Below are 19,439 nucleotides of genomic sequence, written 5' to 3'. Positions count from 1 at the left end.
CAATTGTTAGTCTTTCGAGAAGGTCTCCATAAACAAGCACCCATTCGGGCGCTTATTTATGGAGTGGATCATCAAAACTCGGGTAGGTCTGTAATCTTAAACTTATCGTCATTCTTGGCGATGCGAAGCTCAATCTCTATAGCGGCACCAAGAGCGAGTCTCGTTACTACTCCATTTTCCTTAAGCTCCTTCCCTGAGACAACTTCGTGACCAGCAGCGAGCAACGCGGCCACGTAGTTAAGCGTTTTTTTTTCCGAGCGGAAACCACTGCCATTCTTTTTTATCGTTCTGCTTGTATTCCCAAAGCTTGAACTCAGAGACGCGGTCATCCTTGGTGCTATTACGGTTAGCTGCCGTTACGCAGTATTTGGTCATGCTTATGTCCTTGGCCTATGCAACAAGCTCATCCCATTGCGTTTGCTACATGAGGGGGGATGCGTAGGATTTCAAGGGCAATGCCGATGAGCAATCCTCGACTATGACTGTGCTGTAGATGGCCGTCAGTGACAAAATCACCTTAGGCTGTGGTGCCTCAGAATCAGGCGCGTGCGGTCGAGCCACGGCCCACCGAAAACAATGACCTCCGATGGCCGGCCGTATAGGTGGTGCAGCAGGAACGGGCCGGGCCCGAACGTCGCAGCATCCTCACCTGGCAGTGCAGGATCAGCGCCAAGGAAGATCCCGGCGTGATTCGGATAAACCGTGCGCCCAACTTCCATCACGATCATGTCTCCGCGCTGCAGCTGGTCGACTCGGTAGAAGCCGGCGGCCTCGTAGTTTGCTTCGTACAGGCTGGTGTTTTCCTTGCTCTCCCACCAGCCATCCGTGCGCTTGAACGCTTCGAATTCAAGCCCCCACTCGCGCTTGTACCAATCGGCGCACACCTGCCAGCAGTCCCACGCCCCGTGCACAAATGGCCGTTTCAGCAGCGGCACTTCACCGGTGGGAACAATGGTGCGCAGGTCGCCTTCCGGCCAGCTCAGAATGTGCCAGGGCATCGCCGTCGCTTCGCACATGGCGAGGTCGCGCGGTGACGGCCTGCTGGTGGCGTCCGGATGCGAATGAATTATGCCGATGACTTCGCCTTCGTCTTCGGCCGCGGCGTACTGCTCGGGGTCGATTCGGAACTCTTCGTTCGGCTCCGTCGAAACGTTGATGCAGGGGAAGTATTGCTGCTTGCGCCCGATCGCCAGCAGCAGCCCGCAGCACTCTTTCGGGTACTCGACCGCCGCGTGCGCCTGGATCGCGTTCAAGATGTGCTTTCGCATGTCAGCTCCGTGCGATCAGGGATACGGCCGGGAAGCCACCGAATGGCAGCGGGTTGCCTTCGCCGAAGCGCGGGAAGCAGCCCTTGCCCAGCGTGGCGTCGCATTGGTCGAGTTCGGGATTGTCGGTGATGACGCCGTCCTTCGTGACGTACGGGCCGGTGTAACCGCAGTTCGGCCCGCGATACCCGCCGGTGAGACACCAGTGGCAAAGGGTTGTGGCTTGCCGTCCGATCGACTCATTGCCCACGTCGCCCGGGCTCGCCAACTCCCAACTGACCGTCTCCCCGTCCTCGTTCGTCTTCTGGTCGATGTACCAGACCTCGATCGTCTCTTGGGTTGGGTCGGCCGTCGGGTTGCCGGCGGGGAAGTTCGCCGCGTCGAGGTAGCTGCCGAGTGTGTGCCGCATCGTCAGCTTGAACTCGAGCAGATCCTCGAAAGCCAGACAGAGCGCAGTGATGCGCCCGTTGACGTTGCCAACCGATAATGTCGGCCGGACCGCCGTGCCGTCGCCGTTTGCCTCGATGCCGTCGATCTGCATCGGCCAAGCGCTGTATTCGTTACCTTGCCAGTAGATCGCCTTAGCCGGCAGCTGGTCGGCATTGGCGCCAGCGGCAATGAGCTCGGCTGGCGTGTGCGGTATCGCGTGCCCGTGGAAGCGCAGCACGTCCGCGCCGTATTCCGTGCCGTCCAATTCAAAGAGCAGCACTTCGCTGCCAGGCTCAAGCACCTGGATGTCACTGATCAGCGGCATAGTTGCCCCTTATGGATGGAATGCCCGCTCGAACGTTGCGGTGAGTTTGAACACCCCGCCGCCCATTGGTGTGGGAGCGGGATTTTTGCAGGTGAACAGCCCGAGCTCGCCGAGCGGCGTTGTCCACAGAAAAGCCTTTGCGCCGGCGTGCCGGTCAAGGAACCCCATGATCTCCTGCACTTTGGCCTTTCGACCGGAGCAGGTGATTGGATAGGAGTCCTCCTTGTTGTTCGGGCCGTCGCCAACGTTCTGCGCGTAGCCGCCGCCGAAACTAGAGGTGCGCACCCGATAGGTGATTTCGGGTGTCTCACCGCGCTCGGTTGGCCAAGTGAATTTCTCGATGGCCATCAGGCCCTCCCATTAGCATTTCGAAAGCTGGTGCCGCCCGCTCGCCAAGAGTCAGCGACAGCCTTCTCGGCCACGGCCTGCATTTGCGATTGAAGGTTTTTCGATAGCGCTTGCTGGTCGATCTGCATGCCTTCAGACCCACGGTCCTCAGTTACCACCGTGACCGGCGCGCTTATGCTGATCGTTGTCCCAGAGCCGCCACCAGCAGCAAGAACGCCGAGCTTGCCGCTGGAGGTGCGGGTCAGTGGCATGATCGCCTCCGGCCCTGCCTCCCCCATTACGCCCGCCCTGCCGCCGGCCATCCCGAAAGCTGTCGGCGTGCTGACGATGTTGTTGGTGAAAGCGCCGCCGTTGGCAAACATTTGCACGCCCGACGACCAGGCACCGCCGAGCGCCTGCGGAAAGTAGCTGCTGGAATAGCCCGCCGAGGACGCTCCGAGATTCGATGACGTAGCACCCGCTGACCCAGATGCCAGTCCATTGCCGCCCCCGCCGCCAGTGAAGTAGCTGGTAGCCGCACCAACGAGACTGCTCAGCAGCGCCGAACTGGCCTGACGGGTTGCAATCCGCGCCATGTCCGCCAGAATCGACTTGGTGAAGTCAGCGAACGACAGCTTCCCGGTCATGGCGAAGTTGACGACTGCGTCTTCCATCGAGCTGAAGGCGTTACCGAACAGAGTTTTCGTCTGGCCGGCGATGTTGCTCGCCGAGTCCAGGTAATTGGCCCACGCCGACGTTGCGACCTTGGTCCAGTCCCCTTGAGCTTTCTCGACATCTGCGTAGTTTTGCCGGATCTGATCGGTTGCGGCTTTGTTTGCATCTGCGAGCGCCTGCGACTTCCGAGCGAATTCCTCTTCCGACATGTTGCGGGACGGGTCAGACCGTTGGTTTTCCAGTTCCAGCGATTGCTGAGCAAACCGGTCTTGCTGGCTGTTCAATTCGCCGTTTAGGGTGTTCTGTCGATCACCCTGGCCAACGCCAACTACCGCCCGCAGCCCTGCCAGTTCCAGTGTTCTCTGCTGCTGGCTCAAGGCCTGAACGTAGGAGGAAATCGCTCGCTCCTGCTTCGCCAGCCTTCCGGTTTCGCTGGTAGCGAGCACTTCGAGCTGGCTGTCAGCTTCCTTTTGAGCCTTGACCATGCCGGCGCGAGCATCGGCAATCTTCTGATCCAGCTGGATGCTTTGCGCGGCAGATGTGGTCTTTTTGGCTTTCGCGGCTTCCAGCGCGGAGATCTCCGCCTCATAAGCTGCGGTCACTTCGTCGCGCTCGTTGCCGATCAGCGCTTCACGCTTCAGGGCGTAGTCGGCCTGAGAAACAAGTCCAGCCTTCTGCGCTGCGTCCAGTTCCTTCTGAGCGTTTTTGTATTCAGCGCTGATGGCTACCAGGTTGTTTTTGGCGTTGTTGAAGCTGGTCAGATCGACCTGTGAACTGGCCGTTTTTGAATCCTTGAACTGGTCGTTGATGTTTGCCAGGTTCTTGTCGATCGCCGCCTGATTCAGGCGAGGATCGTTCGGCGCTACCTCGCGGATGTCTTCGAGTTGCCGCTTGTACTCCTTGATCGCGTCGTTACGTTTCTGCTCATTCGTCCACGCCGACTTGGTGAGAGCGTCGACCTTCGCCATGGATGAGACGGCATCACCTTGGGCCTTTGCCTGCTCACCTTGCCACTTGGCAATATCGGCTTCTGCAGCCTGCTGATCCTCCAGCATGTTGAGGCGATTTTGATAGAGATCGATCATCTCTTGCTTGTTCTGGAACAGGCCTACGTCGCCCGCCTGAGCGCCCGCCAAGTCACGGCGGGCTTGCTCGATATCAGCACCGATATCGCTGCGCCCGATATTCTTCAATCCATCAGCAGCGCGAGCAACTGCGTTGTATCCCCTCTCCCAAAAGCTCAGATTCTCGAGGATCCGCGGCGTGCGCTCGTTGATCGCATCGGCGAACGACTCAGTAGCCAGCTTCACGGCGCCGGCATGGTCGCCCTGCTTCTCCAGTGCGGTGATCTGCGAGTAAACCGACGCGGTGAGATAGTGGTACTGCTCATTCAGCGCAGCAGATGCCTTGACCGGGTCGTCGGCGAGCTTGGCGAACTCCGCGACAGTCTCGCTAACGGCCTTGCCGGTCGCTTCCTGCATCGACACCGCTGCTTGAGTGATGCCCGTAAAGCTTTCGCCAGCAATCTTTCCATTGCCGGCCAGCAGCGCGAGAACCTCAGCGGCTTGCCCAGTTGTGCCGATAGCAGCGCTCACCTGACGCGCCACATCGCCGAGCTGTCCAGCACTCACACCGGCGTAATTGCCGGTCAGGATCAGCGATTTGTTGTAACTGTCTTGCTCCTCGCTCCCCTTGTAGAAAGCGTATGCCAACCCACCCACCGCGGCAGTGGCCAGCGCCAGCGGGCCGAGAATCGCCAGCAGGCCCGCCGCGCCCTCACCCGCTCCGGCGCCCAACTGACCAACGGCACGAACACCGCTTCCCCAGTCGCCGGACGACAGCGCGTTCCCCAGCTGAACCACATTTTCCTGCGCCTGACGCGAGCCGAGGCGCAACTTTTCGAAGCCGGTGGTGGTTTTATTGAGCTTGTCGTAATCCTTATCGATCTTGCCCAGCGCGGCGTTGTACTCATTCTGGCTGATGCGGCCGGCGTCCAGGTGCTTGCCCAGTTGCTCTACCTGAGTATCCAGCTTCGCCAGCGCCGCGCGGGCCGGGTCAATTGCACCCAGCAGACTGTTCAGGGCCTTCTGCTCATCCATGGCCGACTTCGCCAGCGCAACCTGCTGCTTGTCGAGCTGAGCCGATATCTTCGCGGCCTCAGCCTCGCCATAGGCCCCGGTCTTGGTCAGCTTCGCCAGCGCTTCCCGCTGCTTCGCGAGATCCTGCGTGGTTTTGGCGTTGGTAGAGAGCGACTTCTCCAACGCCTGCATTTCGTTCATCAACGAAACGGCGGACTGCTCTGCGCGGCCGCCGGCCTTCGCCATTTCATCCAGGCTGGTTTTGGCCTGAATAGCGTCGGCCGAGTCGATCTTGACGCCGAGTTCTGCAATGTTCATCGACTCACCTTGAATAGATGCCCGCGTTTACGGGCTGTTTTCCCTTTCCTCTGCCATGACGCGCAGGGCTTCGCCTTCCAGCACCTGAAGGTCTGGGAAGATTTCAGCGAGTTTCTTTTTCTTGATGCCGAGGAAACCGGCCACGTCGCGGATGCTGCTGTAGTCGAGACCAATTGCGCCGCCGGCGCCGACACGCCACTGAGTGGACATCCTGTTAAACAGGAGGAAAGCAGGCCAAAGGCACGGCCAAACTTCGAATTCCTCTTCGAGGTCCTCAGCGTCCAACCCAAACGCGGCAAGTTGCTCCGCATTCGGAGGAGGCTCATACATGGCGCGGGCGGCGCGAATCAGTTTCCCGTGCGGGCCTTGGCGTAGGCAGCCTGGTAAGCATCCACCACGGCCTCGGTCGCGCCGTGGCATGAGTTCACCAGCGCCTTGATGCCCTCATCGTCGAACTTGTCGTCGAACTCCCAGCCAACGACCAGATCCTTGATCTGCTGCACTTGATTTTCGGTGTCGACCGCAACGATTTGAGACATCGTAGGCTTGTCGCCGAATTGCTCGAGGCTTTGTTTTTGTCGCTGGTTCCACCCATCAAACAGCGCCGCCAACTCGATGCGGTCCCGATATTTGAAAATGAATTCCACCTTCACCGGGTCCTGGCCAACTACCGGGACCATCACTGCGCCGGGAAAAGTTGGCGCTTGCGCAATCTTGAATTTCGCCATGATCAGGCCCCGCCGCCAGCAGCAACCGGCGCGCGATACGCGGTGATTTCGGCGTTGATGGTGAAGCCAAAGGAAACGGCCGCACCTTCGTTGCGCACCAGCGTCGGAGTTTTGTTGAAGGATGCATAACCGGCGTAATAGATCGTTTTGCCGTTGGGCAGCGACATACGCAAGATGCGCACCTCCTTCTCTCGATCGGCTTTATCCAATTCTTCATACCAGGCCAGGCTGTCATCGTCAGCCAGCTGGAAAGCGAACGCCTGCGCATTTTTGGTGGTAGGGATCTGCTTGTCACGCCGCGCTTCGAGCGGCGCGTAAGTCCAGTATTGCTGCTCGCCGCCGGACATGGAGTTGCCGATCACCTGGTTGACGGCTACCCAGCCGGTCACTTTCTTGGCGGTACCGCCGCTGATGCCATCGGGAAAGAAAGCCACGTTGGACGTGTCGATGCCCTCCAGAGTGAATGCGCCTGCCGCCGCGTTGGATACACGCCCTGCGCGCTCGTTGATGTCCTCCCAACCGGAGGTGATCAGAAGGATGTCGCCATTGGCAAAGCCGTTTGCGGCACTGGTAGCGACACCCGGATTCGCGTTGCTGATCGCAGAAATCAGCTTTGCGGCGGCGAATCCGCTGGAAATTGAAAGCGTCGCCCCGTTGGGGAAGTAAACAGACATGGGTTTTCCTCTTTGCAGAAATGACAAAACCCGCGCAGAGGCGGGTTCAGGATTTGCCCAACGGGCGGGTTATGGCGTGGTGTCGGACCGGTACGTGAACGACAGCGGGACGGTGTAGGTTGAATCGTCTGTGATGCCTGGGCCGACATCTACAGGCGTCATGGGCGTAACTTCGAAACCATTTTTTACGTCGCGCACATAAAGCGGAAATAACGCGATGATCTCGGCGGCAATAGGGTTGGTTTTTGCCTTACCGGTGCCGGCCGGGGAAACGATGCTGATCTGAAACACACCGGTATACAGCCGGTGATCGCCGCTGAGCGTGTTGCTCGCCGTGTCGCCCGGGATAGTAAACGCCCGCAGATAGGTCTCGCCTGCCGCCGGGGTGTAGGCCATGTTCTCGAAAACGATCTTGAGTTTGTCCGGCCTGGCATTGTTCCAAGTGATCAGCTTTGCCTCGTACATTGAAGCGATGATGGCGTGACTCATACCTGGTTGTTCCTGATGGCCTCCAACACGATCTGCTGGAAGCGAGCCACGGTTACCCGAACCATTCCGCCGGGGGCCTGGGTCGAATGGCCGAACTCCAGCGGAATCGCATAGGGCAAGTTGTTAATGATGTAGGCGATCTGCCCGGCGGTGAAGTCGCTCATTGCGGCGACCAGAGCGGCAGTGGTTTCGGCGCCGCTTGGGTCCACCTCGTCAAAGGTGACGTTCTCGACTACGCCGAGGGAGATGTGCCAGTTCGCACGGAACCGGCCGCCGACGTAGCCTTCTGGCGCCTTGACGTCCATGCCGTCGTTGAGCTTCCGGCCTTTCTTGAGCCTGCCACCCTTGGTCAGGTTGGCAGGGTCGCTGCGCAGCGCAGTGTTGTGTTCGTCGACAGCCTTGTTGTACTCGGTCGCCACTGCGTTTTGCGCCCATATTTCCGGGTTGCCAACGGGAGACATGCGGATCAGGCTGCTGCCGACCTCGATGATGATCTCGCGCACACTTGCGTCGATGGCTTCGCGGGTCTGGGCCGCAAACTCGGCGAGACTCAGCGCGAAGCTGCCGGATTGACCGGCGCCAGCCCGGCTCATACCCGCACCTGCAGCTCGTAAAGGATCGGCGTACCGGCGGGATTCACCTCTTTCAACGGCGGCACAATTGACCAGGTGCGCCCCTGAATGATCACCTTGTTCAGCAGATCCGGAATCCACTCAAGCCCCTGCGCGGCAATCTTCAGTTTTTTGTCGCCCTGCTTGATGAGGCTGTTGTTCTGGAACTCCTGACCGGTAAAGTCGAGCAGGATGCCTTGGGCGGTCTGTTCAATGGTGGCGCCCGGCGTGTCGCCACCGGTCTCAGGGTCGTACTCGCCCGGCTCCGTCTTAATGATGGTCACGGGCTGGCCGAATTCTGTGATCATCTCCAGAGCGATCACGGCCATTTCGTCGTAGAAGGTCATGACCACCTCATAAAAAAGCCCGCGCAAGGCGGGCTTGAATGACTGGGAACGTTATTCGCTTGCGAGCGTGACCTTGGCGAAACCACGCTTCTTCAGTTCTTCAATAATTTCCTCTACAGACGCTTCACCCAAAGCAATTTCGGTGAAGTCGTCTTGAATGATTGCCTCCAGCTCGCTTTCGTTTACCTCAGCGAAGAGCGCTTTGTTCAGCTTCGCCCAAGTGCTCATTTCTGGACTGTGCATGCCGCGCTCATAACGGCCCGCCATCACATTCGAAATATCAGCAGCGATAGAAAGCTCCGCTTGAGTCATTCCAGCCGCCTTGCGAGCGTTACGTAGAGCCTCTGGAAAATTTTTGTGCTTAGGATTAGGTAGCATGTGACACCTCACGTTGGTTTGTGCAAGCATAATGCATCACCAATAAGTAGCACGCAAGTATCATTTAGTATTTTTAATGATCTTTTTAGATCATGCACGAACAACAAACATTCCCCGGCGCTGTAAATAATCCGCAAACTGCGTCGCGCTTGGGCGATCTGGCGCTGCCGGCAGCAGTCGGCCGCTGGTGTTCGGGATCGTTGCGTACTCGCGAGTTACCGCGCCTTCGACTCGTTCCAGAGTTACCGCGCCTTTGCGCTTCTCGATCGGGTCGACGTCGTCAGTGTGGATCTCAGCGGCCAAAGCCATTTGCCCGTACTGGATCCGCGCAGGCAGGTAGTTATCAGGCTTGATCTCGTAATCAAGCTCGACACCGCGGCGCGGCCAGGACAGAGACTGCTCGCTGTTAAACTTCCGCCCTTTCCACGTCATGCCATCCATTGCCAGCGCGGCCCGGCGCAACAGGGCTTCCTGTGCTGGCACTTCCGCCGGGATGGTCACGCCGAACTTCACGGCGTACATGGCCAGATCCTCAGCGGATGCGTAGCTTTCGGCGTCAGGCTTGCCGGTACCGTCCTCGATGATGAGAGTCATGAATCAGCTCGCTATGGTGTTCTGGATCGGGCGCCACATTGACGGGCACCCGGATAGTTACGCCTGCTGCAGGTCAGCAACTGCCTTTTCCAGCGATTCTACCGAAGCGTTCGCCCGATACGGCACTTTAGCGGCGTCGAGCTGGGCTTTGAGGACCGCGATCTTCTCGGCATTATCGACCGGTTCCGCTGAAGCCTTGAGACGGGCGACTTCAGCGCGGAGGGATTCAACCTCGCCCGCCAAGTTGTCACGTTCACCCGTAAGCGTTTCGAAACCCTCATGAATGGCTTTCAGCGCACCGAACAGACGGATCGGCAGCTCTCCCGCGCCCGGATGTTCCAGCTCCGATTGCCCCTCGGCGGCGTCGATCAATCGCAGGATGCCGTCGCGCTCGGCGCGCAGCGTGGCGTTGTCCTGCTCAAGATTGGCAATGACCGCAGCGCCACCTAAATCAACCGGGTCGCTGATCAAAGGCTTCGTCACCGAGACCTCAACGCCAAGCGCCTCATAAGCGTCGACCACCTTCGGCCAATCGCCAATCACAACTGCGTGTGTCACACCCGCTTCAGGCCGATCAAAGTGCGCCGGATTGCGGTACCGCTTTTCCGGATCGAAGTCCGAGTTTTGAGTGGAGTAAACCAGTTCCATAAAAGTCTCCGTAGCGGCCATTGCTGGCCGCTGTCAGGCCAGTATCAGCCGCCGGCTGGTGGCGTAGTGGTCAGAGTGATCAGCACGCCGGCAGTCACCTTGTTGCTGTTGGAATGCTTGACCCAGTTCGCAGCCGAACCCACGGCGGCAAGCGTTGGGTTCGCACCACCAGCGGCTTCCTTCCAGCTGTAGCCGAGAACATCGATGTTGACGGTGCCTTCAGCGCGGTAGCCGATACCCAGGTTCTCCTCGTCGTTCACCGCGTACGAACGGAAGCCGGGCGCCTGGGATTCAGTGATCACCACAGCGTTTGGCAGCAGGCCGAAGATCACATCTGCGGGCGCGGTGTCGGTGACCAGCACCGGCTTGCCGAGAGTGCCTGGCAGGCCGCCGTAGATGACGACACCCGCCTCTTCGTAGACCTTGTTCGCGATCGCCTCGTCCACGATGTCGAAGTAAGCGCTGGAGTGCATGACCCACAGCGCGATGCGGCCGAACTTGTCGCCGAACTTGCGCATACCGCGGGTCAGGGTCTTCTTGCCGTCGGTCTCGATGTTGGCCGAAACCACCATGTCAGCGTTGGAGCTGATCGACGCGCGCAAAGCAGCAGTGGCGTACTGGATGAAACCTTCCAGAGTGGCATCAGCAACGTCGGCACCGATGATCTGAGAGAACTCGTCGACCGGGCGGCCGCGGCGCTTGAAAGCTTCTTCGGTGGTCTGGTAGGGGCCGTACTTCCATGGAGCCTTGACGCCAACGGCTTCGCCCGCGCCGATCTTCTTCGCGGTCACCTTGCCGGTAGAGTTGACGTCGCGATGCTCCAGCGAGCCGCCGATCTTGTAGAACGAACGCTTGCGGAAGTCGCCTTCGATCAGCTCGTTGTCGAGCACGATCGCGCCGTTGGAAGATGCGTTGAATACGTCGAGGTTGTCCTGGACACGCTCCAGGTATGCGGTTTGCGCCTCATCGTTGTAGATGATCAGGTCGCTGTTCACAGTCGTTGCCATGGGTGAATCCCCTTACTTGGGCAATTGCAGGTATGCGGTTTGGCCGTGCTTGCGCTGGTAGTCGCGCTTTTGCTCGGCAGTCATTTCGGAGCGCTTGAATGCAGCCTGGCCGCCACCCCCGCCCGGGGCTTGTGTTCCTGAAGCCCTTGGCCACAGATGAGGTGCGCTTGCGCGCAGGGATTCCGCCCATTCGAGCGGAGTCAGAGGGGTCTTGCCGTCTTTACCGAGGATGACCTGACCGGATTCATCAACGGCGACCGCTTCACCCTCTTCGTTCAGCGAGAACACGCCTTTGGCGCGCAGGATGATGTCGTCGGTTGCTTCCGGCAGTGCACCGGCTTTGAGTGCCGCACCGCGTACCGAATCGCCCAGGACTTTGCCCTGGAACTTGGCGGCGAATGCTTCGGCCTTTTCGGCTCGCGCGGTGAGCGCCTTCAACTGCTTATCGTTGTCGGCGCGCAAGCGCTCGGTGCGACGATTGAACACCTCGTCCACCTTGCCCTCAGTCAGCAGCTTGGTTTCCTCGTCTTGGCCGGCCCGGCTGAGCAAACCTTTTACGGCGTCGATGTCGATACCCTCGAACTGCGTTTCGAACTGGGTCAGCTTGCCGGTGGTGTCTTTCAGTTTGCCCAGCAGCTCCGTGTTCTTGGTTTTCAAACCCGAAACGGAGGCTTCAACGGCAGTCGCGATAGCAGCCTTGATTGCGGGATTGTCCAGGTCGATTTCGTTTTCTTCTGCCACGTTGATGCACCCCTTGGGTATGTGTCGCCCGCTTTGCAGGCGTAAAAAAACCGCCGAGGCGGTGGGAATTTGAAAACTGGCCGTTAGGCTGTATGTGCTGCCTTAGAGAGCAGACCTTTTTAGCAATGGGAAAAAAAATGAGACGTGTATTTCGTATCAATGCAAGCAACGCCGCTAATGAAAAAATCCGAGCCTTTGAAGTTATATATGCGGCAGTTATCACGGGTTTGGTCGCAGCCGCCGGAGCAGGGCTTACGTGGTTTGCCAGTCACGAATCAACTAAGCAGGCCGTAGCTCAGAGCTGTATCCAAAGAATCGACAATCAAGAAATGAAAATCCGAGAAAAAACCGAAGCCTTTTTGGGAAACATTGCAGATCTCATAAGTCGTGGGTCTAACAAAAAGCTGTCATTTGACGAGTCGAGACCTGACGCAGAAAAAGTGATTCGCTCGGGATTTGAGCTAATCGCATATGCTCCGCCGGACATGGCCCATTCAGCTCTAAAGGTGACAATTGCGGTAAAAGCAATGCTTGATGTGGAAAGCAAAGCAGATGTCGATTTGGTCGCACTGCAAAGCAAAAATGCCATGACCGAATGGCCGAATCAGTTCTTCAAGCTCATGGACAACTTCCGTGACCAGAAGGCCAAATGCCAAGAGTGAAACACTCATAAAAGTGACGCTTTTTGGAATGCCAAAGGCTCCAGAATCTTCATCTGCGCTAGCGTCAGCGGGGCGAAGTTGCGATCCAGTTGCAACTCCGCGAAGCGTTCGACGCTCAGTCCGCCCTCGCGAAAAAGCTTCGCCCGCACCGGTCCGATTGCCACATCCTGAAACGACGTTGGCTGTTGCTGAAGCCAATGGTAATAGTCGAGACTCGCACTGACCTGCCCTGCTCCATCTGCGCCCACGGAAGCCCGGGTAGCGCCCTTGGCGAACATCTCACTGAGCCTGGTCAGTAGGACGAACGTTGTGCGGCAATTCGGGTGAAACGGTGGCCGCGGGCCTGAGTCGACCGGAAACCGTCGCTTATCCATTGATCGACACTGCTGACTGGTCTTGCTGTCCAGCGTGGCGACCATCTCAATCTCGGACACGATGTCCGTGTTGGCCTTGGCCACCTCCACTCGCGCTTGCGACGACACATGCTGAATCGCTGTGTGCACCACCGTGCTGGCATTGCGGTTGGTGGTGGCGAGAATGCCGTCCTTGTAGCCCGCCGCCTTGGTGCCGCGAATGTTTCGGATGATCTGGAAGTTCGTCTGCCCTTCGAAGAAGCCCTGCCGGATGGTGCCGGTGACACGCTCGCGCTCGGCACTGGTCCAGCCCTTGATAAACGACTTCAGCAGCTTACCGCCGCCGGTGCCGCGCACACTGAGGGGGTTTGTCAGCACTGCGGTTCGGATAGCCGCTGCCGTTGGCGCGACCACATCCAATGACACACCAACCGGCGCCGACCGGGCCAGGCTCGACGCTTCAAACTCAGCCTCGTAGTTGGCGATGTCGATCAGGTCAAGGTTCAGTTGCGCGCTGTAGCGGTTGAAGATGCCCAGCAGCAAGCTGTCGACCTCCTTCAGCAGCGCTTCCAGCCGCCTCACGTTGTACTCGGTCAAATCCGACCGGGTGAGCCGGTCGCGGATTGAACGGTCGATCTCCTTCAGAAAGGGCGCAAACTTGCCGACCTCCCCAGCCTTCAGCTTTTCCAGGAAGACCGCGTGCCGGATCGTGGCGTCAAGGATTGCTTGGTTTGCCGCCATCTATTTTGTCCTCGTCGTCCAAGCCCAAGCCGTCGCCCTGCTCTGCCAGCTCGCCATCGATTTGCTGGTCTGTGCGTTCTGGCGCGATCAGGCCCAACTTGCGCAGGTACGCTCGAAGGTCCGCTTTGGCGAAGCCGCCGTTCTGCCAGAGTCCAACCAACGCTGTGATCATCTGCGGATCAGCCGTCAGCTCCACGAATTCCTGGTTGATCTGATAAGCGACCTTCGCGTCATCGACGCCCATGTAAGTGCAGCACCACATGATCGCCCGGGTGTAGGCCTCACTGACGTTGGCCACGCAGCCGGCGAGCACCGATGTCGATGCCGATTGATCACCACGGGCTTCGGTTGCCGTTTTCGACGAGAGGGAAGCCACGACCATTCGTGCGCCCAGCTCGATCATCATCTGGTTCTTGTCAGCCATGGCCTCCTTCACCAGCGTGTTCGGCAGTGGCTGGGCATAACCGAAGGCGCCACCTGCTGGCAGCATCATGGGCGCGCGGGAGCCGACGTATACGCCGTTCTTCTCCATCCAGTCTCGCCACTGCTCATCCAGACCGGAAATCCAAGGCTGGGCTTGGCCGCACCAGAAGACGCTGTCTTCGTAATCAGCGCTGTTCCGGTAGTGGCCCAGGTTGATCATTGCAATGTCGTATAGCGGCGACTCGTCAATGCTCGGGTCGTTGTTCTGTGCGCCGACAAAGGTGAATGGAATCTCCTTCAGCCGACCGCCAGCGCCCGAAGGCCGAAATTCCTCAGTAACCGCCAGAGGACCGCCATTCTCAGGACCTGAGCGTCGCCAGACCCTGCAAACGAACCCGTCGTCTTCCAGGGCCAGTTCCCGGTACTGCTCGACCGTCTTGAAACCGAAGCCATCGGGGATTTCGGGGGACTCCTTAAGCACCACTAGGGTCAGTACGCTGTGACCGTTCACCATGCCAGTGCGCCAGTTGATGATCTCCTCGGCGCAGTAGGTGAGGATCACAGCATGCCCGCCGATGCCGTCGTCTTGGTGGTAGTCGACATACAGGCCGTGCCGTCCAGCCTCAAGTACCTTTTCCAGCGTGCCTTGCGAGTGCTGGTAGATGCTCACGCCGGAGCCGTTAGCATTGTCCTGCAGATACTCCAGCTTCTTCGCAACAACCAGAGTCGGGTCTTTGTGGAAAGCCAGACCGAGCAAACCATTCCGGGTATGGCCAGTGGCGTTCTTGAACACCGCACGCTCGCGATAGGCTCGATTCCGGTCCTGATTCTCCGGCGACTTGTCGTGTGCATTGATATACGGCAGCCGATCGACGACCCGGTGCTGGCCCGCGCATACGTCGCGGACGGTTGCCCAGCGATCCAGAACTGCTATGTATTCCGCCCGCTTGAAGGAGACGTCGTTGCTCATCGGGCGTATCCCATTTTGATAGCGGTGACCGGTTTGATGATCGGGTACTCGCGGTGAATGAAGTAACCGCCGCCGTCGTTGGCGTGGTCGTTTCCTTGGCTCTTGTCCGGCTCGCCGTTGGGCGCCCAGATCTGCTGTTCTAAGCCGTCGGCGTAGGTCGGACATGAAAACGGGTTCACCAGGTAACGCCGCTCGCCCTGCGCGTTGCAGAACATGGCGTTCATGGCGTTGATCCGGTCCTTCACCGGTGGGTTGGCCGCCGGCGCGATGACCGTGAAGCCTGCCTGCTTGAGCATGGCGATATCGGTGAGGCTGGCATTGACCGACTTGCGCGAGTCGCCGGAGGCGTCTGGGTAGATCCGGATCTCGCAGGTCTTCTTGTAGTCGTTGCCGGTGTGTTCCCAGTACCGCTCTTTGATTCGACGAATCATGTCCGGAGTGTCGTAGCCATCCATCAACTCGTCCACGGCGCGCGGCAGTCCCTGATCACGTTTGACGTGGGTGATCGCCGCCATCTTGCCGACGTTGAAGTCCATGCCGATGAACAGAGGCTCGCCGGGCTGCACAGTGTCGAAGCACTGGATCAGCTTTCGGTCGTAGGCGTGGTAGATCGATCCAGACGTCAGGTTGACGAACTGGCCGTTCAGGTACGCGCGGATCAGTTGCTCAGGATATGACTCCATCAGCGAGGCGATGTAGTCGTCAGGCAGGTTCAGCTCATTGTCGAAGGTGCTGGCCTGAATCAGTCCATACATTTCCTTCAGCGCCGGCTTGTCGCGCAGCTGCTTGACGAACTGGAGAAAGACGAACTTGAAGCCTTCCGGCGTCGTGGTCACGTCCACGCCGTTTTTGAGCCCGGGCAGGTTGTAACGCATCCGGGCAATGATCTTGCGCCAGGCTTGCTGAGCCTTGATCGACGTCAGCACGTCCAGCTCATCCACCAGGGCGTGACCGATCTTGAAGCCGACGATTGTTTGCGGCTTCTCCATCGACCGGCAAATCACAGTGCCGCGATACTGCCGGCCGCTGTAAATGTGAACCTCATGGTTCGCCTGGTTGATCTTGGTCTTCAGTCCCCAGTCATAAGCAACCTCCTCCATCGTGGGATAGAAGATGTCCCGGATCTGCGGGTAAGTCGGTGCGAAGTAACCAGCGTTGACGCCGGGCCACTCCATGAAATGCTTGCTGAGCGCTGAGCAACCGACCCAGGTCTTCCCGGAGCCGAAGCCAGCAACGAATGCGCGAAACTTGTGGGGCAAGAGGAGGAACTGCGACTGCGGAACGTTAAGGCTCGGCATTCGGCTTCCTCGCGTCCACTACGTCGACCTGAATGCGCGTCGGGATTGCCGGCTCATCGTCTGGCTCGTCCTTACGGTTGCGATTGACGTAGACGTCGCCGACTTCCTTAGCAGCCTGCTCGAGGATCTGCATGGCAAGACCGATGTTCTTCATCGTCTCGGCCCGCTCGACAAATCGGTTCATGGCGCGGAGTCGGAACGCTCGGTTGGCGATCGGGATCTCTGCGGTTTCTTCGCGGAAGCGCTTGCGGGCATCTTCAAACATCGTCACCCAGCGCTTGGCCAGGCCTTTCCCTGATGTCTTTGTGGGGTCGTGTGTCTCCACCTGCTGGCGAGTCACCGATATCCCGTATTCCTTTTGGACGGCTTCAACAACCTGTGAAGGCGTGTCGAAGCACGCCAAGGCCTGAACGATAAAGGCCTTCACGTCGTTTTGAAGGGCTGCCATAGATTTTCATCCGTCCAGAGCCTGTCCAGAATCAGGCCGACTTGAGCAGACAGGTTCCGCAGGCCCTCGATATGTTCAATTTCCCCACCTCAGCAGGATTGTTTGCAGCGTCCACCAGCTCTTGCACCTGAGGGCTCGCCCCGTACCGACGCACCACACCGACGAACTCTTCAACGTCGTGTCCGCGCATCTCAAGCTTGGGCAATCCTTCCTGGGTAAACTTGGGTGCGCCGTACTGATCGGTCGCCTGGGCGATGTGGTACAGCTCATGCTCAACCAGTGCGCAGAAGTCAGCGTCGGAGCATTGAGCGCAGTAGTCGGCAGCCAGCGTGATGATGTAGCCCGGCACGTCGCCGAACCAATCCAGCATCTGTTGTTCCATTCGTGCCTTCTGCCAACCACCAGCGCGGAACGCTACCTGTTCGGCCTGGCCTACCACCGTGCGCCCCTTCTTCGTGAAGGCAGCAGACGCCCACATGACTCTCACGTCCGCATCGACCAGATGGGCATGGTCTTCGTTGTGGATGCTGCCGGTGTCGGCGAGGATCTCGGCTTGTAGCCACTCCCACACCTCAGGAGCAGGGCTCAGGCGAATACCGAGGCTGGACAGCTCCGACAGGTCTAGTAGCGACTCCGGAGGCATCGGCCTGTTCATGACTCACCTTGCACTTGTAATGATGGTTGGATGCCGGTATTGGTGAGAATCAAACAAACCACGGAAGACTGTTTATGACTGACCAATCCAGAATCAACCTGTCCGCAGTTCCTTACGCACAAGCCACCGACCCTAAAGCCAAGAGAGCATATGCGGTGTCCGCTGCCTTAGAGCTTATCGCCGTGCGCGTCCTTAACAACACCTCCAGCGGGATACTGGAGAGCGAACTCGGCAAGCTTTCTAGCTATGCCGATACCATCCAGGCCGCCTTGGAAACTAAATAGTCCGTCTTGCAGCGCTAACGATGTGCCGCGACACAATTTGCTGGTTCGCGAAACGTGTCGCGACCTACTTGCTCTGACTGCGCTTGATCTGCGCGTCCACCTGGTCTGCGCAGGTGTCGAGCAGGTTGATGGCTTGGTTCTTCAGCTCCCACAGCTGGCCGTTGTCGGCGAGGTCGTCATCTACTACCCGCTCACACGGCACCAGTTCAGGGGGTTCGACTCTTACTGCCGCTGTCTTTGTTACCAGTGGCGGCTTTCCCGCGCAGGCCGTCAGGCAGAGGCTGAGCAGCCCAATCACGAACAGGCTTGCTGTTGCGTTTGAGTTCTTCAAAGTTCTTCTCCGCCTTTCTGGCTTTGGCCTGGCTGGCCTGTAACCGCTTGTTCAGGTCTTTCTGGTAATCGGCGTTGCGCTGGGCTTCGGCGCGCAGGGTGGTGATCGTGGCCTGGCTTTCGAGGTTGGCGTCGACCGCCTTCTTCTTCTCGCTGGCCTCGAATGCCACCTCCCCGCGAAGGGCAACGACGCGCGACTGCTGAATCCCTATGAGGAGCAGACCGACCAGGGCAATGATGATTGCTGCAGCGAAGGTCTTCATGCGGCATCCGCCTTGCGACCGAGGAAGCGGGTCACCAGCTCGCGAATGGCTGTCACGCCGAGGAAGCCGATCGTTCCACCGGCAGCGATCGATAGGCTTGAAGGCCAGGCCATCCACTCGATAACGCTGGACGCGACCAGACTCAGCGATCCGCAAATCAGCGCCTCGAAAATGATCCGGCGCACGCTGGTTTCTTTTCCGTCGTAGATGACGCGAAGCAAGCAAACGGTCATGGCCATGATGACGCCCGCCATTAGCGGATTGCTCAACGCCAGCCAGAGCTTGGCCCATGTGTCTGGCTTGTCAGGCATGTTTGGCATCCGGGTTGCCTCCCCCTTGGGGAGATTGATAAATCCGGCGTCCGCTGCACTCCCAGCTCGGGGCAATGGGTGTGGGGAGCCGAAAACGAAAAAAAACCCTGCGAATGCAGAGGCTTTGGATATGGAAAAGGCAGCGCGTCAGCGGGCATACTGGGCGTTGAATAATGTCTATCACAGCAAATCATTACGAGGATGGCGGAGTGGCCAAAAGTAATCTCGGACATCTTTCGCTAGCCTTATTGGCTTGCCTCACTGGTCCCGCAAACGCGGTGCCACTTGGCGTTTCATCCGGTGCTGAAGCGCTGTACTTCAAGGCATTGCCTTACCTAGATGAAATTGACGACTTAAACAACGAACTATTCAGTCTTCAGCATCAGCTACTCAAGAACGAAAAAATCCCAGATGGGAAAAAAGAAGCACTAAAAAACAAAATAAGCTCACTGCTGGTGGAGGCAACCCCGTTACTCAGGCTCTCATCTGATGAAGGTAATCCCGCCGCACAATACCGACTAGCTTGGCTTGCAATAGAATTCGATCCCAGAGAACAGGTGCTAGGTCAGGTTTGCTCTTTGTTGAAATCAAGCCTGACAAAGGGATTCGCTCCGGCTGGTCTACAGATGATCAGCTACTGCTTCGACGATGTAAAAACCGTCGAGTTTCGATCGCTGGTTGATGCCTTGCCTGAACCTACAAGCCCGTACAGTAAGTACTATCCGCAGCCAGTGCTTTTGCCGAAATGCGACAGTAAGCACGCCTCCAGCCGTGAAAATGCAATCGATTCACTCGATGAAAAAGCAGTTCGCGCGGATCTTTACATGAGCCTCTCAACTCAAATGTGGAAGCAGAATCTTAAGCAAGAACAAATGAGATATCTCAAAAAGTCTGCAGAATACGGATGCACTCGCGCTGTAGAGCGACTAAAGCTAGAAGCAGGTATCTAGGCCTTCCCGAAGGATGTCCTGGCTACAGGTAAATTAGAGCCAATAAAAAACCCGGCGCGGTGGCCGGGTTTGGTGTGTCAATCCGTTACGCGCAAGATCGACAGGATGGGTAAATAT

General features: G+C 58.3%; 27 protein-coding genes. 3 read left to right on the top strand and 24 right to left on the bottom strand.

The features are described 5' to 3' along the window. Positions 1 to 237: 237 nt before the first annotated feature. From QMX86_RS03485 to QMX86_RS03410, 16 genes are all read right to left on the bottom strand, one after another. Positions 238 to 375, bottom strand: coding sequence for a hypothetical protein (locus QMX86_RS03485; RefSeq protein ID WP_282381906.1), 138 nt, complete (start codon positions 373 to 375; stop codon positions 238 to 240). Positions 376 to 512: 137 nt separating this feature from the next. Beyond that, positions 513 to 1,268 carry a C40 family peptidase gene (locus QMX86_RS03480; protein ID WP_282381908.1) on the bottom strand — a complete coding sequence of 252 codons (756 nt, stop codon included), beginning with the start codon at positions 1,266 to 1,268 and terminating at the stop codon, positions 513 to 515. Position 1,269: 1 nt separating this feature from the next. Then, the gene (locus QMX86_RS03475) at positions 1,270 to 2,019 is read right to left on the bottom strand and encodes a phage minor tail protein L (RefSeq protein WP_282381911.1); all 750 of its coding nucleotides are present in this window, start codon (positions 2,017 to 2,019) and stop codon (positions 1,270 to 1,272) included. 9 nt (positions 2,020 to 2,028) lie between these two features. Next, positions 2,029 to 2,367, bottom strand: coding sequence for a phage tail protein (locus QMX86_RS03470; RefSeq protein WP_282381914.1), 339 nt, complete (start codon positions 2,365 to 2,367; stop codon positions 2,029 to 2,031). Beyond that, a complete protein-coding gene (locus QMX86_RS03465; RefSeq protein WP_282381917.1) occupies positions 2,367 to 5,417 on the bottom strand; it encodes a phage tail tape measure protein in 3,051 nt (1,016 codons plus the stop codon). Before QMX86_RS03465 ends, QMX86_RS03470 begins: the two co-directional genes overlap by 1 nt. A 27-nt stretch (positions 5,418 to 5,444) precedes the next feature. After that, the gene (locus tag QMX86_RS03460) at positions 5,445 to 5,747 is read right to left on the bottom strand and encodes a DUF1799 domain-containing protein (protein WP_282381920.1); all 303 of its coding nucleotides are present in this window, start codon (positions 5,745 to 5,747) and stop codon (positions 5,445 to 5,447) included. Positions 5,748 to 5,764: 17 nt separating this feature from the next. Continuing rightward, positions 5,765 to 6,145: a phage tail assembly chaperone gene (locus QMX86_RS03455; RefSeq protein ID WP_282381923.1), complete on the bottom strand. Its 381-nt coding sequence runs from the start codon at positions 6,143 to 6,145 to the stop codon at positions 5,765 to 5,767. Between the two features lie 2 nt (positions 6,146 to 6,147). Continuing rightward, positions 6,148 to 6,819, bottom strand: a complete 672-nt coding sequence (locus QMX86_RS03450) for a phage tail protein (RefSeq protein ID WP_282381926.1) — start codon at positions 6,817 to 6,819, stop codon at positions 6,148 to 6,150. A 69-nt stretch (positions 6,820 to 6,888) separates the two neighbouring features. Further along, the gene (locus QMX86_RS03445; RefSeq protein WP_282381929.1) at positions 6,889 to 7,308 is read right to left on the bottom strand and encodes a phage tail terminator-like protein; all 420 of its coding nucleotides are present in this window, start codon (positions 7,306 to 7,308) and stop codon (positions 6,889 to 6,891) included. Beyond that, positions 7,305 to 7,901: a hypothetical protein gene (locus tag QMX86_RS03440; protein WP_282381931.1), complete on the bottom strand. Its 597-nt coding sequence runs from the start codon at positions 7,899 to 7,901 to the stop codon at positions 7,305 to 7,307. The genes QMX86_RS03445 and QMX86_RS03440 overlap by 4 nt, the downstream gene beginning before the upstream one ends. Continuing rightward, positions 7,898 to 8,266 (bottom strand): hypothetical protein, encoded by a 369-nt coding sequence (locus tag QMX86_RS03435; protein WP_282381934.1) that lies wholly within the window; start codon positions 8,264 to 8,266, stop codon positions 7,898 to 7,900. The genes QMX86_RS03440 and QMX86_RS03435 overlap by 4 nt, the downstream gene beginning before the upstream one ends. Positions 8,267 to 8,317: 51 nt before the next feature. Further along, positions 8,318 to 8,644 (bottom strand): helix-turn-helix transcriptional regulator, encoded by a 327-nt coding sequence (locus QMX86_RS03430; protein ID WP_223630346.1) that lies wholly within the window; start codon positions 8,642 to 8,644, stop codon positions 8,318 to 8,320. Between the two features lie 90 nt (positions 8,645 to 8,734). Then, positions 8,735 to 9,238: a DnaT-like ssDNA-binding protein gene (locus QMX86_RS03425; protein WP_223630209.1), complete on the bottom strand. Its 504-nt coding sequence runs from the start codon at positions 9,236 to 9,238 to the stop codon at positions 8,735 to 8,737. Between the two features lie 57 nt (positions 9,239 to 9,295). Next, entirely contained in the window at positions 9,296 to 9,886 is a 591-nt protein-coding gene (locus QMX86_RS03420; protein WP_282381941.1) for a hypothetical protein, read from the bottom strand. Between the two features lie 44 nt (positions 9,887 to 9,930). Then, positions 9,931 to 10,893: a major capsid protein gene (locus tag QMX86_RS03415; RefSeq protein WP_003225242.1), complete on the bottom strand. Its 963-nt coding sequence runs from the start codon at positions 10,891 to 10,893 to the stop codon at positions 9,931 to 9,933. Between the two features lie 12 nt (positions 10,894 to 10,905). Next, positions 10,906 to 11,634 carry a hypothetical protein gene (locus QMX86_RS03410; protein WP_282381943.1) on the bottom strand — a complete coding sequence of 243 codons (729 nt, stop codon included), beginning with the start codon at positions 11,632 to 11,634 and terminating at the stop codon, positions 10,906 to 10,908. 137 nt (positions 11,635 to 11,771) lie between these two features. On the opposite strand from QMX86_RS03410, the gene QMX86_RS03405 reads away from it, so the two are divergent. Continuing rightward, the gene (locus QMX86_RS03405) at positions 11,772 to 12,296 is read left to right on the top strand and encodes a hypothetical protein (RefSeq protein WP_264365115.1); all 525 of its coding nucleotides are present in this window, start codon (positions 11,772 to 11,774) and stop codon (positions 12,294 to 12,296) included. A 5-nt stretch (positions 12,297 to 12,301) separates the two neighbouring features. Here QMX86_RS03405 and QMX86_RS03400 read toward each other — a convergent pair whose 3' ends face one another. From QMX86_RS03400 to QMX86_RS03380, 5 genes are read right to left on the bottom strand one after another with little or no spacing between them, the layout of a single operon-like run. Next, on the bottom strand, positions 12,302 to 13,390 hold the full coding sequence (locus QMX86_RS03400; protein ID WP_282381947.1) for a minor capsid protein: 1,089 nt from the start codon (positions 13,388 to 13,390) through the stop codon (positions 12,302 to 12,304). Further along, positions 13,365 to 14,783 carry a DUF4055 domain-containing protein gene (locus QMX86_RS03395; protein ID WP_282381950.1) on the bottom strand — a complete coding sequence of 473 codons (1,419 nt, stop codon included), beginning with the start codon at positions 14,781 to 14,783 and terminating at the stop codon, positions 13,365 to 13,367. Before QMX86_RS03395 ends, QMX86_RS03400 begins: the two co-directional genes overlap by 26 nt. Beyond that, the gene (locus tag QMX86_RS03390) at positions 14,780 to 16,081 is read right to left on the bottom strand and encodes a terminase family protein (RefSeq protein WP_282381953.1); all 1,302 of its coding nucleotides are present in this window, start codon (positions 16,079 to 16,081) and stop codon (positions 14,780 to 14,782) included. Before QMX86_RS03390 ends, QMX86_RS03395 begins: the two co-directional genes overlap by 4 nt. Continuing rightward, positions 16,068 to 16,529, bottom strand: a complete 462-nt coding sequence (locus QMX86_RS03385) for a DUF2280 domain-containing protein (protein WP_122706967.1) — start codon at positions 16,527 to 16,529, stop codon at positions 16,068 to 16,070. Before QMX86_RS03385 ends, QMX86_RS03390 begins: the two co-directional genes overlap by 14 nt. Positions 16,530 to 16,560: 31 nt before the next feature. Beyond that, entirely contained in the window at positions 16,561 to 17,184 is a 624-nt protein-coding gene (locus QMX86_RS03380) for a putative metallopeptidase (protein WP_282381961.1), read from the bottom strand. Positions 17,185 to 17,258: 74 nt separating this feature from the next. Here QMX86_RS03380 and QMX86_RS03375 point away from each other — a divergent pair, with 74 nt between their 5' ends. Continuing rightward, a complete protein-coding gene (locus tag QMX86_RS03375) occupies positions 17,259 to 17,468 on the top strand; it encodes a hypothetical protein (RefSeq protein ID WP_252878041.1) in 210 nt (69 codons plus the stop codon). Positions 17,469 to 17,532: 64 nt separating this feature from the next. Here the strand turns inward: QMX86_RS03375 and lysC are convergent, their stop codons facing one another. The 3 genes from lysC to QMX86_RS03360 are packed head-to-tail and all read right to left on the bottom strand — an operon-like array spanning position 17,533 to position 18,381. After that, the gene (gene lysC / locus QMX86_RS03370; RefSeq protein ID WP_252878040.1) at positions 17,533 to 17,766 is read right to left on the bottom strand and encodes an Rz1-like lysis system protein LysC; all 234 of its coding nucleotides are present in this window, start codon (positions 17,764 to 17,766) and stop codon (positions 17,533 to 17,535) included. Then, the gene (locus QMX86_RS03365; RefSeq protein ID WP_064361125.1) at positions 17,675 to 18,061 is read right to left on the bottom strand and encodes a hypothetical protein; all 387 of its coding nucleotides are present in this window, start codon (positions 18,059 to 18,061) and stop codon (positions 17,675 to 17,677) included. The genes lysC and QMX86_RS03365 overlap by 92 nt, the downstream gene beginning before the upstream one ends. Continuing rightward, on the bottom strand, positions 18,058 to 18,381 hold the full coding sequence (locus QMX86_RS03360) for a phage holin, lambda family (RefSeq protein WP_282381978.1): 324 nt from the start codon (positions 18,379 to 18,381) through the stop codon (positions 18,058 to 18,060). Before QMX86_RS03360 ends, QMX86_RS03365 begins: the two co-directional genes overlap by 4 nt. Before the next feature lie 164 nt (positions 18,382 to 18,545). Between QMX86_RS03360 and QMX86_RS03355 the strand changes: the two genes are divergently transcribed. Beyond that, complete coding sequence (locus QMX86_RS03355) at positions 18,546 to 19,322, top strand: hypothetical protein (RefSeq protein ID WP_252878039.1); 777 nt, start codon at positions 18,546 to 18,548, stop codon at positions 19,320 to 19,322. Positions 19,323 to 19,439 lie beyond the last annotated feature (117 nt).

Origin of the sequence: Pseudomonas sp. PS01270, assembly GCF_029959775.1 — a bacterium.
GTDB lineage: Bacteria > Pseudomonadota > Gammaproteobacteria > Pseudomonadales > Pseudomonadaceae > Aquipseudomonas > Aquipseudomonas atacamensis.
Note: the sequence above shows the minus strand (reverse complement) of the source record. Positions and strands in the feature narration are given on the sequence as shown.

What these genes read in the sequence shown, in the direction of transcription:
- QMX86_RS03485 (WP_282381906.1), bottom strand. Translation starts at nt 375, where the DNA reads ATGACCAAATACTGCGTAACGGCAGCTAACCGTAATAGCACCAAGGAT.
- QMX86_RS03480 (WP_282381908.1), bottom strand. Translation starts at nt 1,268, where the DNA reads ATGCGAAAGCACATCTTGAACGCGATCCAGGCGCACGCGGCGGTCGAG.
- QMX86_RS03475 (WP_282381911.1), bottom strand. Translation starts at nt 2,019, where the DNA reads ATGCCGCTGATCAGTGACATCCAGGTGCTTGAGCCTGGCAGCGAAGTG.
- QMX86_RS03470 (WP_282381914.1), bottom strand. Translation starts at nt 2,367, where the DNA reads ATGGCCATCGAGAAATTCACTTGGCCAACCGAGCGCGGTGAGACACCC.
- QMX86_RS03465 (WP_282381917.1), bottom strand. Translation starts at nt 5,417, where the DNA reads ATGAACATTGCAGAACTCGGCGTCAAGATCGACTCGGCCGACGCTATT.
- QMX86_RS03460 (WP_282381920.1), bottom strand. Translation starts at nt 5,747, where the DNA reads ATGTATGAGCCTCCTCCGAATGCGGAGCAACTTGCCGCGTTTGGGTTG.
- QMX86_RS03455 (WP_282381923.1), bottom strand. Translation starts at nt 6,145, where the DNA reads ATGGCGAAATTCAAGATTGCGCAAGCGCCAACTTTTCCCGGCGCAGTG.
- QMX86_RS03450 (WP_282381926.1), bottom strand. Translation starts at nt 6,819, where the DNA reads ATGTCTGTTTACTTCCCCAACGGGGCGACGCTTTCAATTTCCAGCGGA.
- QMX86_RS03445 (WP_282381929.1), bottom strand. Translation starts at nt 7,308, where the DNA reads ATGAGTCACGCCATCATCGCTTCAATGTACGAGGCAAAGCTGATCACT.
- QMX86_RS03440 (WP_282381931.1), bottom strand. Translation starts at nt 7,901, where the DNA reads ATGAGCCGGGCTGGCGCCGGTCAATCCGGCAGCTTCGCGCTGAGTCTC.
- QMX86_RS03435 (WP_282381934.1), bottom strand. Translation starts at nt 8,266, where the DNA reads ATGACCTTCTACGACGAAATGGCCGTGATCGCTCTGGAGATGATCACA.
- QMX86_RS03430 (WP_223630346.1), bottom strand. Translation starts at nt 8,644, where the DNA reads ATGCTACCTAATCCTAAGCACAAAAATTTTCCAGAGGCTCTACGTAAC.
- QMX86_RS03425 (WP_223630209.1), bottom strand. Translation starts at nt 9,238, where the DNA reads ATGACTCTCATCATCGAGGACGGTACCGGCAAGCCTGACGCCGAAAGC.
- QMX86_RS03420 (WP_282381941.1), bottom strand. Translation starts at nt 9,886, where the DNA reads ATGGAACTGGTTTACTCCACTCAAAACTCGGACTTCGATCCGGAAAAG.
- QMX86_RS03415 (WP_003225242.1), bottom strand. Translation starts at nt 10,893, where the DNA reads ATGGCAACGACTGTGAACAGCGACCTGATCATCTACAACGATGAGGCG.
- QMX86_RS03405 (WP_264365115.1), top strand. Translation starts at nt 11,772, where the DNA reads ATGAGACGTGTATTTCGTATCAATGCAAGCAACGCCGCTAATGAAAAA.
- QMX86_RS03400 (WP_282381947.1), bottom strand. Translation starts at nt 13,390, where the DNA reads ATGGCGGCAAACCAAGCAATCCTTGACGCCACGATCCGGCACGCGGTC.
- QMX86_RS03395 (WP_282381950.1), bottom strand. Translation starts at nt 14,783, where the DNA reads ATGAGCAACGACGTCTCCTTCAAGCGGGCGGAATACATAGCAGTTCTG.
- QMX86_RS03390 (WP_282381953.1), bottom strand. Translation starts at nt 16,081, where the DNA reads ATGCCGAGCCTTAACGTTCCGCAGTCGCAGTTCCTCCTCTTGCCCCAC.
- QMX86_RS03385 (WP_122706967.1), bottom strand. Translation starts at nt 16,529, where the DNA reads ATGGCAGCCCTTCAAAACGACGTGAAGGCCTTTATCGTTCAGGCCTTG.
- QMX86_RS03380 (WP_282381961.1), bottom strand. Translation starts at nt 17,184, where the DNA reads ATGAACAGGCCGATGCCTCCGGAGTCGCTACTAGACCTGTCGGAGCTG.
- QMX86_RS03375 (WP_252878041.1), top strand. Translation starts at nt 17,259, where the DNA reads ATGACTGACCAATCCAGAATCAACCTGTCCGCAGTTCCTTACGCACAA.
- QMX86_RS03365 (WP_064361125.1), bottom strand. Translation starts at nt 18,061, where the DNA reads ATGAAGACCTTCGCTGCAGCAATCATCATTGCCCTGGTCGGTCTGCTC.
- QMX86_RS03360 (WP_282381978.1), bottom strand. Translation starts at nt 18,381, where the DNA reads ATGCCAAACATGCCTGACAAGCCAGACACATGGGCCAAGCTCTGGCTG.
- QMX86_RS03355 (WP_252878039.1), top strand. Translation starts at nt 18,546, where the DNA reads ATGTCTATCACAGCAAATCATTACGAGGATGGCGGAGTGGCCAAAAGT.